This window comes from Acinetobacter sp. YH12063 (assembly GCF_013419715.1).
GTDB classification, from domain to species: Bacteria; Pseudomonadota; Gammaproteobacteria; order Pseudomonadales; family Moraxellaceae; genus Acinetobacter; species Acinetobacter amyesii.
In genome coordinates this window covers 1-15,048 of sequence record NZ_VOZO01000023.1, presented here as the reverse complement: position 1 = coordinate 15,048, position 15,048 = coordinate 1, and the positions used below count along the sequence as shown (strand labels likewise).

At 37.8% G+C, this 15,048-nt stretch carries 15 protein-coding genes and 1 pseudogene; 7 read left to right on the top strand and 9 right to left on the bottom strand.

Going from position 1 to position 15,048, the window contains the following annotated elements:
* Window positions 1-63 precede the first annotated feature (63 nt).
* The 3 genes and pseudogenes from FTU12_RS15650 to adeS all read left to right on the top strand — a co-directional run.
* Window positions 64-432 (top strand): annotated as a pseudogene (locus tag FTU12_RS15650) (IS1-like element ISAba3 family transposase); the annotation flags it as partial.
* Window positions 433-701: 269 nt separating this feature from the next.
* The gene (gene adeR, locus FTU12_RS15645) at window positions 702-1,430 is read left to right on the top strand and encodes an efflux system response regulator transcription factor AdeR (protein ID WP_032073130.1); all 729 of its coding nucleotides are present in this window, start codon (window positions 702-704) and stop codon (window positions 1,428-1,430) included.
* Entirely contained in the window at window positions 1,420-2,526 is a 1,107-nt protein-coding gene (gene adeS / locus FTU12_RS15640; RefSeq protein WP_032073131.1) for a two-component sensor histidine kinase AdeS, read from the top strand. The genes adeR and adeS overlap by 11 nt, the downstream gene beginning before the upstream one ends.
* A 103-nt stretch (window positions 2,527-2,629) precedes the next feature.
* On the opposite strand, the gene FTU12_RS15635 is transcribed toward adeS, so the two are convergent.
* From FTU12_RS15635 to FTU12_RS15625, 3 genes are all read right to left on the bottom strand, one after another.
* On the bottom strand, window positions 2,630-4,144 hold the full coding sequence (locus FTU12_RS15635) for an MFS transporter (RefSeq protein WP_032073148.1): 1,515 nt from the start codon (window positions 4,142-4,144) through the stop codon (window positions 2,630-2,632).
* Between the two features lie 113 nt (window positions 4,145-4,257).
* Window positions 4,258-7,362 carry a multidrug efflux RND transporter permease subunit gene (locus FTU12_RS15630; RefSeq protein WP_270915313.1) on the bottom strand — a complete coding sequence of 1,035 codons (3,105 nt, stop codon included), beginning with the start codon at window positions 7,360-7,362 and terminating at the stop codon, window positions 4,258-4,260.
* Window positions 7,359-8,522: an efflux RND transporter periplasmic adaptor subunit gene (locus tag FTU12_RS15625; RefSeq protein ID WP_032073150.1), complete on the bottom strand. Its 1,164-nt coding sequence runs from the start codon at window positions 8,520-8,522 to the stop codon at window positions 7,359-7,361. The genes FTU12_RS15630 and FTU12_RS15625 overlap by 4 nt, the downstream gene beginning before the upstream one ends.
* A gap of 426 nt (window positions 8,523-8,948) precedes the next feature.
* Between FTU12_RS15625 and FTU12_RS15620 the strand changes: the two genes are divergently transcribed.
* Window positions 8,949-9,545: a LysE family translocator gene (locus FTU12_RS15620; RefSeq protein ID WP_074163998.1), complete on the top strand. Its 597-nt coding sequence runs from the start codon at window positions 8,949-8,951 to the stop codon at window positions 9,543-9,545.
* A gap of 27 nt (window positions 9,546-9,572) precedes the next feature.
* Here FTU12_RS15620 and FTU12_RS15615 read toward each other — a convergent pair whose 3' ends face one another.
* From FTU12_RS15615 to FTU12_RS15605, 3 genes are all read right to left on the bottom strand, one after another.
* The gene (locus FTU12_RS15615) at window positions 9,573-10,391 is read right to left on the bottom strand and encodes an AraC family transcriptional regulator (RefSeq protein WP_032073151.1); all 819 of its coding nucleotides are present in this window, start codon (window positions 10,389-10,391) and stop codon (window positions 9,573-9,575) included.
* Between the two features lie 130 nt (window positions 10,392-10,521).
* The gene (locus FTU12_RS15610) at window positions 10,522-10,803 is read right to left on the bottom strand and encodes an addiction module antidote protein (protein WP_000985610.1); all 282 of its coding nucleotides are present in this window, start codon (window positions 10,801-10,803) and stop codon (window positions 10,522-10,524) included.
* Complete coding sequence (locus FTU12_RS15605; RefSeq protein WP_154320144.1) at window positions 10,804-11,106, bottom strand: type II toxin-antitoxin system RelE/ParE family toxin; 303 nt, start codon at window positions 11,104-11,106, stop codon at window positions 10,804-10,806.
* A 249-nt stretch (window positions 11,107-11,355) separates the two neighbouring features.
* Here FTU12_RS15605 and FTU12_RS15600 point away from each other — a divergent pair, with 249 nt between their 5' ends.
* Together FTU12_RS15600 and FTU12_RS15595 are read left to right on the top strand one after the other, a co-directional pair.
* Entirely contained in the window at window positions 11,356-11,565 is a 210-nt protein-coding gene (locus FTU12_RS15600) for a hypothetical protein (RefSeq protein ID WP_004976362.1), read from the top strand.
* Window positions 11,566-11,814: 249 nt separating this feature from the next.
* The gene (locus FTU12_RS15595; RefSeq protein ID WP_026438532.1) at window positions 11,815-13,269 is read left to right on the top strand and encodes a SulP family inorganic anion transporter; all 1,455 of its coding nucleotides are present in this window, start codon (window positions 11,815-11,817) and stop codon (window positions 13,267-13,269) included.
* A 110-nt stretch (window positions 13,270-13,379) separates the two neighbouring features.
* Here FTU12_RS15595 and FTU12_RS15590 read toward each other — a convergent pair whose 3' ends face one another.
* Window positions 13,380-13,670 (bottom strand): addiction module antidote protein, encoded by a 291-nt coding sequence (locus tag FTU12_RS15590; protein WP_004969304.1) that lies wholly within the window; start codon window positions 13,668-13,670, stop codon window positions 13,380-13,382.
* Between the two features lies 1 nt (window position 13,671).
* Entirely contained in the window at window positions 13,672-13,968 is a 297-nt protein-coding gene (locus FTU12_RS15585) for a type II toxin-antitoxin system RelE/ParE family toxin (protein ID WP_004647749.1), read from the bottom strand.
* Between the two features lie 216 nt (window positions 13,969-14,184).
* Between FTU12_RS15585 and FTU12_RS16570 the strand changes: the two genes are divergently transcribed.
* Window positions 14,185-14,310, top strand: a complete 126-nt coding sequence (locus FTU12_RS16570) for a hypothetical protein (RefSeq protein ID WP_004969301.1) — start codon at window positions 14,185-14,187, stop codon at window positions 14,308-14,310.
* A gap of 93 nt (window positions 14,311-14,403) precedes the next feature.
* Here the strand turns inward: FTU12_RS16570 and FTU12_RS15580 are convergent, their stop codons facing one another.
* Entirely contained in the window at window positions 14,404-14,730 is a 327-nt protein-coding gene (locus FTU12_RS15580) for a hypothetical protein (protein WP_180114928.1), read from the bottom strand.
* Window positions 14,731-15,048: the final 318 nt, after the last annotated feature.

Below are 15,048 nucleotides of genomic sequence, written 5' to 3'. Positions count from 1 at the left end.
TTTGGTAGTGTTTCAAAAAGTATGCTGAAGAAAAAGCCGATTGGATTTTGATAAAATAGAGAAATGCAAATAACTCTAGCAATCAAATGTCCAACCTGCCTCAGTGATAGTATAAAGAAAAATGGTATCAAAGTAGATGGGAAACAAAACTATCAGTGCAAAGACTGTAAACGTCAGTTTATTGGTGATCATGCACTGAGCTATCTAGGATGTAAGTCAGGTATTACTCGTAAAATATTACAGTTGATGGTCAGAGGCAGCGGTATACGAGATATTGCTGAAGTTGAGCGCATCAGTATCGGTAAAGTTTTACGTACTTTAACTGAATCAACCTATGAAATTCAGCCTCAGCAAAGTCATTATGAATCTCTCGAAGTAGATGAGTTCTGGAATTTTGTTGGAAATAAAAAGAATAAACAATGGCTTATTTTTGTTCAAAAGTCATATTTTACCTCGGAGAAACCGGACATTTTTATTGGTGAGAATATAGACACTTTAAATGGGTTCTAACACTCTCGTTTCGTATAACAGCCATTATGTTAAATGAATGATAATTGACATTTTGTTCATTAATACTGATATGCAACGAATTTTATTATATGTCACCCCTCAATTACAAATATAAATGACTGCTCGTCTAATCATCTCCATTACACAATTAAATGTTAAAATGCATAGCTACTTCATCTAAGATAAAATATATGTATCCAAATCTACAGCACAGCTTCGAAAACAGCGTCATTCTCGTTGTAGAAGATGATTATGATATTGGTGACATTCTTGAAAAATACATAAAAAATGAAAACATGCAGGTCATCCGTGCATTGGATGGACAACAAGCTTTAGAGTGCCTAAAAGCCAACTCTATCGACCTGATTCTCCTTGATATTAAATTACCCAAACTAAATGGCTGGGAAATTCTACAAATCATCCGTCAAACAAGTCATTTACCTGTCATTATGCTGACTGCCTTAGATGATCAAGTGAATAAGATCATGGGGCTAAAAATGGGTGCTGATGACTTTATTATTAAGCCATTTAACCCAAACGAAGTGATTGCACGAATACAAGCCGTACTTAGACGAAGTACAAGCCAAAATATGGAAATAACTAATATTATTCGTTATAGAAATATTGAAATTAATCCAGATCATCATCAAGTTTACATTTCAAATGGTCAAAGAAATCAGTTGCTCAACCTTACGTTAACTGAGTATAAGATACTGTTTTTGATGGCAAAAACACCGAATAAAGTCTTTACACGTAATGAATTGATCCAAAACTGTATGCCTGAAAGTGATGCTTTAGATCGCACTGTAGATAGCCATATCAGCAAATTACGCAAAAAACTTGAAGAAAATGATGTAAATGGCTTATTAATCAATGTCCGTGGCGTGGGGTATCGCTTAGATCAAAATCATGAAATTTAACTTTTTTAAAAATTCTGTTGGAATTAACTTCCAGTTTATTATCATGATGAGCCTATTCAATTTAGGCATTACGCTGTTATCTTTCATGATTGGCTATTTTGTTTATAGCTGGGCGATAAAAATAGGTTTTCTAAATACACAAGTTATTAATTCAAATGAATTTTCAGTTACCTCCGTTGACTTTATCTGGCTGTTTTTAGTGCTATTAACAGGCTTTTTTCTTTCTACTATCCTCGCCTTTAAATATGGAAAACGCTATACACAGCCAATTAGTGATTTAGCAGATGTTATTCAACAAATTCAACAAGGCAATTTAGCACTCAGAATTAAACAGCCACATCATGATATTCCACATGAAATCAAGTCTCTTATTGAGAACTTCAATGAAATGGCAAACCAACTTGAAGTATCAGTTAAGAATTCAACTGTTTGGAATGCTGCAATTGCACATGAATTACGAACACCTGTGACAATATTACAAGGTCGCTTGCAAGGTATTGTCGATGGTATATTTATTGCCGATAAAGCTTTACACCTAAGCTTATTGAACCAAGTCGAAGGCTTATCTTACCTTGTGGAAGATTTACGGACACTGACACTTATTGAAAATAAACAATTACGATTAGAACTAGAAAAGACCAATTTAAAAAATAGTATTGAAAAATGTCTGCAGATGTTTAATGAACGGTTTCATGTTAAAGGTTTAACTATTGTTTTAAATTTGACGGATAAATTGGTTTGCGTTGATATAAGAAGGATGGAACAGGTCTTTATTGCATTGTTCTCTAACTTTCTAAGATATTCGAATGCTGGAAAAATAAATATTACATCTGTAACCACAGCAGAACATTGGGTATTGACGTTTGAAGATGAAGGTCCTGGTATTGATGAATCGCATCTTAAACACCTGTTCAAACCCTTCTATCGACTGGAAGACTCTAGATCATGTCTAGATGGCGGTACTGGATTAGGCTTGGCAGTGATTGATGCAATTATTGAAGCACACCAAGGTCATATTTATTATTCTAAATCCAAAAACTTAGGTGGCAGCTGTTTTACTATTCAACTAAATCGTAAGACATCAACTCATTTATAATGTGTTAAGTTCAGATTAATACGGCTTAATTTAAACCATAAATTTAAGATAAATTGATGTCTGAACTTAACCATTCTGTTTGATGATCCTCAAATAAATTTCATCACAATGAATTCTCATCTCGATATTTAGCTAGCATAAAAAATACCACAATGGAGAGTATCCCGATGATAATCCCTGCTGTTAATAATAAATTAACATGAGCTGAACTGAAGGCAATTTTACCTGCGTTTATCAATGCTGTACCTTGTTCAACGGGTAACTGGCTCGCCACTAAATAGGTATCACCAATCGAAAGTCTGGCTTTTTCTGCTAAAACAGCAGTTAAATCTGACGGCACTTGAAGATGACTGCCAAATATATAGGCCATGAAAACACCAAATAAAGTAATACCTAGTCCTGTACCCAGTTCATAACCTGTACTTTCAAGTGAACCTGCCGCACCGCCCTTTTCTGCAGGTACTGAGCCCATGATCGCAATGGATGAAGCTGTTAAACCAATACTCAGTGTTAATCCAATCGAAGCTAAAATAAAGGGAACGATGATTCCCGGATGATGAAAATCTGAATAACTCAAACTGACCAACGCAATTGCTGCCAATATTAATGACATGGTCGCAACCAGACGGAGTCCAAATTTATTGGATAAAAAACCAGCAATAGGCCCGCCAATAGCGGCCGCAACCATAATCGGAACCATAAAAAGACCGGCTTGCAGCGGTGTTAAACGAATGACATATTGCAGCTCCATTGCCAAAGTTAACTCAACCCCTGCCAAAGCGCCTGCAGCAACCATTGCCATAATAATGCCGGCTAAAATAGCAGGACGTGAAAATAGCGAAAGATCTAGCATCGGCTGAGGAGAATTCAGCTGTTTGCGTACAAATATGGTTAATAAGCCGATAGATAAAACGACCAAAGGCAAGACAATCAACAACGACTGTTTACCGCCTAAGCCTGCTTTTAGTGCATATACAAACGAAATCAAACCGACAATCAGCAATAGCGCTTGACCAAATGCCCAATGTCCAGGGGTTATAGCTTCTTTTCGGGACAATAAGAAATAGCACATTGGTGCGACAACCAGCATGATTGGGACGTTAATCAGGAAAACTGAACCCCACCAGAAATATTCTAACAATCCCCCACCAATGAGCGGTCCAATGGCGGCACCGGCTGATCCGATTGTGCCCCAAATACCCAGCGCAATGGCACGTTCGCGACTGTCTTCGAAGGTTCTGCGAATAATACCCAATACACAGGGCATAATCATGGCACCGCCTAATGCTAATAAAGCACGTGCGGCAATCAGCATAGAAGCCGTTTGGGAAAATGCCGCAAGGACTGAGGCAATTCCAAATATAACCAAGCCAATCAGCAGAATCTTACGATTGCCGACACGATCAGCCAAAGTTCCCATCGGAACTAAAAGTCCAGCCATAAGTAATGGATAAATATCAATAATCCATAAGACTTGGTTACTTGTGGCACTCAGCGATTGGGTTAATGAGGGAACCGCAACATGCAGTACAGTCATATCAATCACAATCGGCAGAAATGCAAGCACGACAGCGAGCAATATCCACCAGCGTTTCGGATCAAGATTGGTAGCTTTCATGATTAAACCTATATTGATGGTTTATTAAATCAATTCTGAAATAAAGATGTAAATGAAAGATTTGTTGTGGGCTAAACTCGTTAACCCACAGCTTTTATTCTCAGTTTTGATGCTTAATGTGCCGCTTTACGTTTCGAGAATTTCTCAACCATGCTCATGACGACAATAAAGAAAATCGGTACAAAAATAACAGCTAGAATTGTTGCGCTGATCATGCCGCCAAAGACGCCTGTACCAATCGCTTTTTGAGTTTCAGAACTAGCGCCACTGGCAATGACTAAAGGAATAACGCCACAGGTAAATGCCAAAGATGTCATTAGGATTGGACGTAAGCGCAATTTAGCGGCTGCAACGGTTGCCTCCACTAAACCCATTCCTTCTTCTCTTAGTGCTTTTGCAAACTCAACAATCAAAATAGCATTCTTTGCAGATAGACCAATAATCGTGATCATGCCGACCTTAAAGAAAATATCATTTGGCATACCACGTAACATTACTGCTAAAAAGGCGCCAATCAACCCTAGAGGGACAACTAGCATCACAGAGAATGGAATTGACCAGCTTTCATAAAGCGCTGCCAAGACAAGGAAAACGACTAACATCGACAACAGTAATAAAAACAAGGTTTGTGATTCCGACTGTTTTTCTTCTAGAGAAATCCCAGTCCACTCATAACCCACACCTTTCGGAAGTTGTTCAATCAAATTTTCCATCTCAGTCATGGCTTGTCCTGAAGATATACCTGCTGCTGGACTGCCAGAAATACTCAATGATGGACGACCGTTGTAACGATTGTATTGTTGTGGGGAATGTTGCCAAATTGGAGTAATTATTTCAGACATTGAAACCAATTTACCGCTTTGACTGTTCACCTTAATCTGAAGAATATCTTCAATACTCATGCGTGATTTGGCATCAAGTTGCACAATGACTTGCTGCATACGGTCATGATTTGGAAAATCATTGATATACATCGAACCCATTGAGGTTGAAATAATATCGGTCACATCACTGAAATTAACACCTAATGCCTGCAATTTATCTCTATCAATTTTAAGCTGTACAGAACTGCCATCTGGCAAACCTTCAGGATAGACCTCCGCCACGATTTTACTTTGTGCTGCTAATGCTAAAAGCTGATCTTGTGCTTCTCTTAAAGCAGGCATGCCAATATTGCCACGATCTAATAATCTCAGTGAAAAACCAGATGAGTTACCCAATTCATCAATTGCTGGTGGTAACACAGACATGGTTTGACCTTCTGAACTTTCAGCCATCGCTATATTGGCATTATTCACGACTTCTTGTGCCGTAATAGTACGCTCTTCGAATGGCAATAGATTGGTAAAATACATCGCTGTATTCTGACCAGATCCACTAAAACCAAAACCTAAGACCGCCATATTGTCTTTAATCCCCGTTTCTTGGTCTAAATAATTTTGAAACTCAGCAACGACTTTACGGGTACGTTCTTGAGTTGCATCCGCAGGAAGTTGAATCGAAGTCATAAACCACCCCTGATCTTCTTCTGGCATAAACGCAGTCGGAACGTGTTTAAAACTAAAAATCAGCACAATGACAATGCCTAAGAAACATAACATTGCGAGGGTTTTATGTTTAATTACTTTAAATAAACTGCGTTCATAGCGATTGTTCAGCTTCTCAAAACTGCGATCAAACGATGCAAAAACACCCTTTTTCTGATGGTCTTGATCAATCGGTTTTAACATCGTTGCACATAACGCAGGGGTTAATGTCAGTGCAAGGAAAGCTGAGAATAAAATTGAAACCGACATGGTAATGGTGAACTGACGATAGATAATCCCCACTGAGCCTGACGCCAATGCCATCGGCAAGAATACAGCGGCTAACACTAAGGTGATGCCAATAATCGGATTGGTAATTTCCTTCATGGCTTTAGATGTGGCTTCAACTGGAGATAAGCCTTCTGTCGCCATAATGCGTTCAACATTCTCAATGACCACAATCGCATCATCGACAATAATCCCGATCGCAAGCACCATACCGAACATGGTCAGCACATTAATCGAAAAACCAGCAAGCAGCATGACTGAGAATGTGCCAAGCAATGCAATCGGTGCAACAATCGCCGGAATTAAGGTGTATCGAACATTGTGTAAAAAGATAAACATGACAATAAAAACTAATGCCATAGCTTCAAGCAATGTCATGATTACTTTTTCAATCGAGATTTTTACAAAAGGTGCAGTGTCGTAAGGTATAGAGAATTTCATACCATCAGGCAGTGCTGAACCTAACTGTTCAATTTTCGCTTTAACACCTTCTGCAGTCTTGACAGCGTTGGCACCAGGACTCATTTGTATCGCCACAGCTGTAGAGGCTTTGCCATTTTCTAAAATCGCAAAGTTATACATCTGTGCCCCGATTTCGACACGAGCGACATCCGACAGTCGAACATTGGCGCCATTTTGTTGAGCACGTAAACTAATTTTCTTGAATTGCTCTACAGTTTCTAATTGACCTTGAGCAGTTAAAGGAATAGTAATTTGTTGCCCCGTCAAAGCAGGAACATCACCAATACGACCTGGTGATATCGGCAAGTTTTGGTTTTGGATGGCTGTATTCACATCTTGAATACTCAATCCATAAGAAACCAAACGATCTGGATCGACCCAAATCCGCATGGCTTTTTCAGCACCAAAATTTTGGACTTTACCAACACCGTCAACCCGCTTTAATTCTTCAATCACATAGCGAGTCATATAGTCACTGACATCAATTTCACTATATTTGCCATTCGGTGAACTTAAGCCCACCATCATTAAAAAACCAGACGACGCAGCATCGACCATCAGCCCTTGTTGTCGCACTGTTTGAGGTAAGCGTGACTCAATGGCTTTAATTTTGTTTTGCACATCAATTTGTGCAAGTTCTACATCTGTACCTGGTTTAAATGTTGCGGTGATTGTTGCTGTTCCAGAACTATCTGAACTTGAACTGTAATAAAGTAAGTTTTTGACACCTGACATTTCCCGCTCAATCAAGGTCACAACACTATCATTCAATGTTTTTGGCGTAGCACCTGGATAGATTGCCGTAATACTAATCTGTGGTGGCGCAACACTTGGGAATCGTGCAATAGGTAACTTGGGGATGCTTAGTACACCCAACAGAATAATAAATAAAGCAATCACCCATGCAAAAATAGGACGCCTAATGAAAAATTGGGACATTATTGCTGTCCTCCATTTTCCTTAATATTTGTAGGTTGCCACTGCTTAATTTTTAATTTTTGCTCAGGCTGTATACGATCAGCCCCTTCAACAATGACTTTCTCACCTGCTTGTAACCCTTGTTTGATCACATAGTTATTTTGATAACGTTGACCAAGCTGAACAGGCTTGCTTTGCGCTAAACCTTTTTGATTAACAATCGTAACATTGGCTTTACCACTAATATCATGTTGAATCGCTTGTTCTGGAACTAGGAGCGCATTTTCAACTTGAGCTCGGCTCATATTGACTCGAACATACATGCCTGGCAAAAGTTTTTGATTTTCATTATTGGCTAAAATACGGATTGTGACATCACCCGTATCAGGATCAACTTTAGTATCCGAAAATAGGATTTCACCTGTAACGTTATAAGGTTTACCCTGACTATTTAGGATTTCAACCGTATGTTTGGTATTTGACACGTCACCTTGCTGTAAAGCTTCCTGTAGTTTTTCATAATCACTAATTGATTGCTTTACATCAACATAGACTTTATTAATCTGTTGTATTACGGCCATTGCATTAGTATCACCTTGACCAACTAATGCACCCTCAGTCACTAAGATTTCACCAATCGTTCCCGAGATAGGGGCTGTAACAGTCGCATATTTAAGATTAAGTTGTTGTCTGCTTAACATGGCTTGCATTTGCGCCACATCGGCTTTTGCTTTTTGATAATCTGCTTCGGTATTGTTGTATTCCTGCTGACTAACCGCATTTACTTTTACTAATTCAGTGTAGCGTTTTAACAGCACCTGCAAACGTGTCACCTCAGCTTGTGCACGGTTTAAAGTGGCTTGATTGCTTTTTACATCTGCCTGAAATATTTCAGAATTCAATTTAAAAAGCGGTTGACCTGCTTGCACATAAGAGCCTTGCTTAAAAAGTACTTTATCAACAATTCCACCTACTTGCGGGCGAATTTCAGCAATACGGTAAGCGACAACACGGCCTGGAAGATTTTCAATTAAATTCATGGAATGCGGTAATACCGTGATGGTACTGACAACCGCTGGTGGCATTTCTGTTGGGGACTGTTCAGCATCTTTGGCTTGTGTACAGCCGATTAAAAGTACAGTTGTAATAAGTATTGAACCTATTAAATGATAATGTGTTGACATGCTTTTTCAGAGGGGGGGTTTTAGATACTACTATTTTGAAATAGCAGTGTTTATGAATTGCTGATGTTGTGTGGAGATTGTGTGGAGATTGTGTGGAGAGATTAAAAGATTTATTTTTTAATGACACGCTTAAACAGCGTGGCTTGTAAATTAGTATAAATAATTTTGTTGTTCTACAATTTTGATCGTATCTTAGTTTTTTCTCATAGTTCATGAACTTTAAAATTCTAAACCAAGACTAATATTTATATAAGCAATTGAAAATACAATACATAGTTTCTTTATACACTTATGAAGTGAACTTTAGGTGAACATAAGTTAAATAGAAATTTTTAATTAGTTCAGCACAAACGTACAATCTTTAAGGCCTATAACTCGATACCGTTCTCTCTTTGATGTTTATTGCTATCTAATTGAGTGAACTCTGTGGAAATATTTCTTTATACATTAAGCGTTATGTATAGCCCAGGCCCTGTAAATTTTATGGGGCTAAATTCTGGCCTTACAGGTCAATTAAAAAAGACTATAGGATTTTACCTAGGCATTGGTTTCGCCATGTTGATCTTATTCGTATTGTTTGGCTATATAGGTGAAGCTGTTATTCCACATGGATTGATTCATTATATTGCTTTAGCGGGTGCAATTTATACATTCTACTTGGCTATAAAAATGATTAGGGCGAATGTAGAAACAACTCAACAGCAAGAAAGCCATCTAACATTCTTAAATGGCTTATTTATTCAGTTATTAAATCCAAAAGCCATTCTCGTCATTCTACCTGTTACGACAATTATGTACCCTGCAGCCAAAATCACAGGAATCATGATCTTGATAGTTTCTTTACTGATTTCACTTGGTGCTGTTGGCGCACCATTCACCTATGCTCTGGTTGGAAAAGTATTAGGCAACAAAATTGCTAATCCTATCTGGTTTAATCGGCTAAATAAGCTGATGGGTATACTCTTGATTTTATCAGGGCTTTTTATGTTCAAAGATTTTCTTAATGGAATAAATCTGCTGTAGGACAAATTAGCCGTTCAAATCGAACGGCTATCTTTTAATATTTATCATTTTCCATTGAGTGGGAGTTAAACCAAATGTTTTTATAAAATGTCTGGTCATATGACTCTGATCAAAAAAGCCTGCATTTAAAGCAGCATTAACAATAGACTCCCCTTGAGCAAGGTAGAACTTAACTGTTTCTAAGCGACGCATGATCATATAACGGTGTGGGCTAGTTCCAAATAATAATCGGAAATCACGAGAAAGGCTCCAGCGGTCACGATCAGCATGTTTCTCTAAATCTGACAAACTTAAGTTTTCATGTGGATACGCCAAAATACACTCACGCGCTCTCTCTGCTGCCTTGTAGTCAAATTTTTTGTTTTGGTTAGATGAAGTATCTGAAATTTCACACAGTGTAGTTGCCAAATCAAATAGAGCATCTTCCTCTTCTAGGGTATCCATATAATTATTTATATTATTTAGAAAGCTATCCATTGCCCTAAACAGGCGAATATCATTACTTAAGCCATGTCTGATAAAAGGCAAAGGTTTACCCTTTAAAATGGTTTGGATCATCGCTGGTTCGATGTAAATCATTCTATAGCGATAGCCATCTAATGTTCCTGATTCACCATCATGCTTTTCATCCGGGTGTAGAACCATAGTCATGCCTGGCAAGCTATGTTGCAATGTACCTTTGTAATGAAAGTTTTGAACTCCGGAAAGAGTCCTGCCAATAGCATAAGTATCATGTCGGTGAGGTTTATAAGCATAATTGGAAAGAAATGCTTCAATTCTTTCTAATTTATGATTTTGAGTGGGGGATCTCACAATCCAATTATTTCCACTGGAGAAATCAGGCATAATTGATGGCCAATTTTTCGTAGATTCTATTGTAGATTATTTTTCACTTTTCCTAAAATTAACATAATACACGTTATACGAAGTTGAAATGAAAAATGGAGCTTAAAGCTCCCTTTTTTACTAGTTTTTTTTAAATTGCTAAGCGTAAATTCAGTGCTTTTACGACTTTAATAACAGTATCAAAGCTTGGATTTACATCGCCAGAAAGTGCTTTATAAAGACTTTCTCGACCTAAACCAGTGTCTCTTGATAATTGAGCCATTCCTTTAGCTTTAGCAATATTACCTAAAGCTTTTGCAATGAATGCCGCATCACCATTAGATTCATCGATACAGGCTTGTAGGTAAGCTTGCATATCTTCTTCTGTTTTAAGATGTTCAGCACTGTCCCATTTGCGAAGTTTGATAGCCATTTACAGCTCCTCCTCTAAATCTTGTGCTAATTGTAGGGCAAGTTTTATATCTTTACTTTGCGTAGACTTGTCTCCGCCTGCTAAAAGAATAACGACCCTTTGCCCTTGCTTACAGTAATAGATCCTGTAGCCAGGTCCAAAGAAGAAACGTAATTCAGAAACACCTTCACCTACTGGTTCAGTATCTCCAAAGTTTCCATCTTCAACCCGATCAATTCGGACTTGTATACGTCTTTTTGCCTGCAGGTCTTTTAACTTAGTAAACCAGTCATCAAAGACTTCAGTGGTATATATTGAGTACATAAGAGTAATGTATCCTATAGGATACATTCATGCAAGAAATAAACTTGAATGTATGGGGCTACAACAGAATTTCGTATAACCACCATTATGTTAAATAGATAGCAGTTGGGAGATTATTTATTCTTTCAATAGACAAAAACTTGCGGAATTTTTCTTAATTTGTAATCCTTGCGGCCAAGGGTGTCTAGCGTAGCTAAGACAGGTATTCGTTATAGTCGGGCCGCTATAATACGGATGACGAGTGCCTGTATGTTTAACCTAAATATCTTTAACAAGATCTCTAGCGAAGTATTGACCATCAAAAATGATCTTGAGCTGAATTCTGAAAATCAACTGATAACTAAGTATAAGACTTCTACTTCTGAAGATTATAAACAGGCTATTGTTTTGATTTTTAAAGAACGTGGCTATACACGTTTGGAAATAGGTCAATTACTTGGGGAGCCAAAAGCTTCATAAAATACCGATTAAACAAAGCTTGGATATAACATCCAGGCTTTATAAAAAAGTACCTAGCTGTTACCCTTGTCCTGATTTTTTTACTCTAAAACGTTCTTTCATCTTATGACACTTACGCCACCTTAAGTTTATTTATCGTCTTAAATCTGTAAATAACTCATCACTGTCTAGTGATGTGGTGTAGTCGTTTGTGTGTTGTATATATCACATCACTAGCCTATCTGAAAAATTAAAAAACAGGCTATGTTTATGTTATCTAATGTCCGAGAACAGTGGTTCTCTAACATCCGTGGGGATGTACTTGCCGGATTAGTCGTCGGTCTTGCACTCATCCCTGAAGCCATCGCATTTTCAATTATTGCAGGTGTAGATCCTAAAGTTGGTCTATACGCATCCTTCTGTATTGCCGTCGTGATTTCTTTCGTAGGTGGTCGTCCTGCCATGATTTCAGCAGCCACTGGTGCAATGGCGCTGCTTATGGTCACATTGGTCAAAGAGCATGGGCTTGAATATCTGCTGGCAGCAACAATTTTGACAGGCGTGATTCAAATATTGGCAGGCTATTTAAAGCTCGCCAAGTTAATGCGGTTTGTATCTAAATCTGTGGTTATTGGATTCGTAAATGCGTTAGCGATCTTAATTTTCATGGCTCAATTGCCTGAACTGATTAATGTGACCTGGCATGTATATGCTTTTGTTGCTTTAGGTTTAGCAATTATTTATCTATTCCCTCTGGTTCCCAAATTAGGAAAATTACTCCCTTCTCCACTAGTCTGCATCATTGCAATCACATTATTGGCAATCGCTTTAGGAATTGATGTACGGACCGTGGGCGATATGGGGTCTTTACCTGACACACTTCCAATGTTCTTGATTCCAGATATTCCTTTGAATATTGAAACATTGATGATTATTTTGCCTTATTCAGTCGCACTGGCGGCTGTAGGTTTACTTGAATCGATGATGACAGCAACTATCGTGGATGAAATGACTGATACGCCAAGTGATAAATATCAGGAATGTAAGGGACAAGGGATTGCGAATATTGCTTCTGGCTTTATGGGTGGCATGGCCGGTTGTGCAATGATTGGTCAATCTATGATTAACGTAAAATCAGGTGGCCTTACACGCTTATCAACATTCTCTGCGGGCATTTTTCTTCTTATTCTGGTTGTATTTATCAGCGACTGGCTCAAAGTGATTCCAATGGCTGCATTGGTAGCGGTAATGATAATGGTCTCTATCAGTACCTTTGAATGGAGTTCTGTCACTCAGTTAAAAGATAATCCTAAGAGTAGTAATATCGTCATGATTGCGACGGTGATTGTAGTTGTTGCTACGCATAACCTGGCTTTGGGTGTGTTAACAGGCGTATTACTTTCAGCCTTGTTCCTGGCGAATAAACTTGAAAATGATATCCAGGTGACAGCATCTTTTGAAGGAATGGCCCGTTTATATGAGTTGAGAGGTCAGATCTTCTTTAGTTCTTCTGAAAAATTCATGCAAGGTTTTGACTTTAAAGAGGATGTAAAGGAGGTGATTATTGATTTGACCCATTCTCACATTTGGGATGTAACATCAGTCGCCATGCTTGATTCTGTTGTAAATAAATTTCAAAAGAATGGTGCGAATGTCACAGTACGTGGTCTAAATGAAGCCAGTTCGATCATGATTGATAAGTATGGGACACATGCCAGAATTTAAGTTTTAAAAATTCTATATTTATATAGAATTTCTAAAATTAACATAATACACCTTATACGAATCTAAAAATGGGAGCCTTTAGCTCCCATTTTTACTATATTTTTAAAGTTTTAAGCGTGTTGTACTGTGAGTTTTAAGCCTAAAGCATTTACTACACGATTAATCGTATCAAAACGTGGTGCTGAATCCTGACGTAGGGCTTTGTAGAGTGCTTCACGCCCAATCCCTGCTTCTTTAGCGATTTGAGTCATGCCACGAGCTTTAGCAATAACACCAAGTGCATGGGCTAATTCAGCTGGATCATTTTCTTCAAGAACCATATTGAGATACATCACAATGTCTTCTTCAGTTTTGAGCGACTCAGCCATATCAAAACTTGGTAAATCAGCGACTTTAACCATTTTAATCCTCCAATGTTTTCGATAGTTTGACTGCCCGATCGATGTCTTGTTGTTGAGTTGATTTATCTCCACCACCAAGCATTACAATCACAACGTCACCATGTTGGATGTAATACATCCTCCATCCAGAACCGAAGAATTCTCTCATTTCCCAAACGCCATCTTGGAGAGGTTTAATGTCTCCCCAGTTTCCACGTTGAACCTTATCTAATCGACGATTCAGGCGGATACGGGTCATATTGTCTTTAATGCCATCCAACCATTCATCAAATTCTGGAAGACGTTTAATTTCAATCATGAGGATTCCTTATCTTCTCACTATATTGTATTCGATCGAATACAATATGCAAGTAATTTATACGAACATCCATTAATTTCGTATAACACCATTATGTTAAATACATAATTTTTTTGGTTAAAATTTAAACTTTTTTACTGTTTTTCAGGCAAGATGCATATTTTTTTGAAGCCATACTTTCCTTGTCAGATGTTCAAACATTTTAAGGAGAAAGCAATGACACAAACAGCGAATGATCAACGTGCTACAGTAAAAAATCCTAATAATATTCAACATGCGCAGAATCAGGACAACCGTAGCCGACAATTGAATCCTAATCATAAACCTACGAAATCTAAATAAGGATGAAAACTATGAGCACAGCAGGTTGGCCTAGTACTACTGGAAATCCATCAGGTGGTGGCCGAGACAATAATCCACCTCGTAAATAAAAATTTATTTATCTTGTAATATCAATTCAGAAGGCCAAAGATATTGGCCTTCTGAAGGATATTTCTTCAGGAAGGCTTCCCATATCACGATAAAATCTTCTGATGTAGCTAACGTAGAAACGCTGGCTGTTTTTTGAAAATGTTTATAATAAAAGTCTTGCCAAAAATATATTAACCATAGGCCAGCTATGGCATTAATACTTTCAAACCACTTATCTTCTGGAAGTTCATTTTTCAGGAATAAATAATTCTCTTCTGAGACTTGTTCATAAATTTCATCATTTTTAAACTCACCATAAGGTAGACCTAGGAACTCATAGACTTCATTCAAGTAGCATAGTCTTCTGTTTTCTCTAACTTTTTTAATTAGTTGTATAAATTCTTTAATTTGTTCATCTTCGAGAGAAGGATCTAACCATTGCTCAAAACCATTAGTTGGAGGAATAGTCTTCAGAATCTCGACTTTATGTCCTTTTGTTGCTTCAAACTTTGCATTTATCTTTAAGATAAATAAAAGAAAATTGATGTGTGCTGAATTAGCAGGAGACTTTCACTTGGGAGATTCTAGGCAGCTAACCGATAAAAGTCTTCTGCCATTTGATTTGGTGTCTTAAAATCCAAGCCTTTTTGAATTCTTCGCTGATTATAA

Excerpts from the sequence above, each read along its gene's own strand:
- FTU12_RS15590 (WP_004969304.1), bottom strand. The coding sequence starts at position 13,670 with ATGGTTAAAGTCGCTGATTTACCAAGTTTTGATATGGCTGAGTCGCTC.
- FTU12_RS15615 (WP_032073151.1), bottom strand. The coding sequence starts at position 10,391 with ATGCCTGATTTCTCCAGTGGAAATAATTGGATTGTGAGATCCCCCACT.
- FTU12_RS15625 (WP_032073150.1), bottom strand. The coding sequence starts at position 8,522 with ATGTCAACACATTATCATTTAATAGGTTCAATACTTATTACAACTGTA.
- FTU12_RS16570 (WP_004969301.1), top strand. The coding sequence starts at position 14,185 with ATGACACAAACAGCGAATGATCAACGTGCTACAGTAAAAAATCCTAAT.
- FTU12_RS15605 (WP_154320144.1), bottom strand. The coding sequence starts at position 11,106 with ATGTACTCAATATATACCACTGAAGTCTTTGATGACTGGTTTACTAAG.
- FTU12_RS15595 (WP_026438532.1), top strand. The coding sequence starts at position 11,815 with ATGTTATCTAATGTCCGAGAACAGTGGTTCTCTAACATCCGTGGGGAT.
- adeS (WP_032073131.1), top strand. The coding sequence starts at position 1,420 with ATGAAATTTAACTTTTTTAAAAATTCTGTTGGAATTAACTTCCAGTTT.
- FTU12_RS15610 (WP_000985610.1), bottom strand. The coding sequence starts at position 10,803 with ATGGCTATCAAACTTCGCAAATGGGACAGTGCTGAACATCTTAAAACA.
- FTU12_RS15585 (WP_004647749.1), bottom strand. The coding sequence starts at position 13,968 with ATGATTGAAATTAAACGTCTTCCAGAATTTGATGAATGGTTGGATGGC.
- adeR (WP_032073130.1), top strand. The coding sequence starts at position 702 with ATGTATCCAAATCTACAGCACAGCTTCGAAAACAGCGTCATTCTCGTT.
- FTU12_RS15635 (WP_032073148.1), bottom strand. The coding sequence starts at position 4,144 with ATGAAAGCTACCAATCTTGATCCGAAACGCTGGTGGATATTGCTCGCT.
- FTU12_RS15600 (WP_004976362.1), top strand. The coding sequence starts at position 11,356 with ATGTTTAACCTAAATATCTTTAACAAGATCTCTAGCGAAGTATTGACC.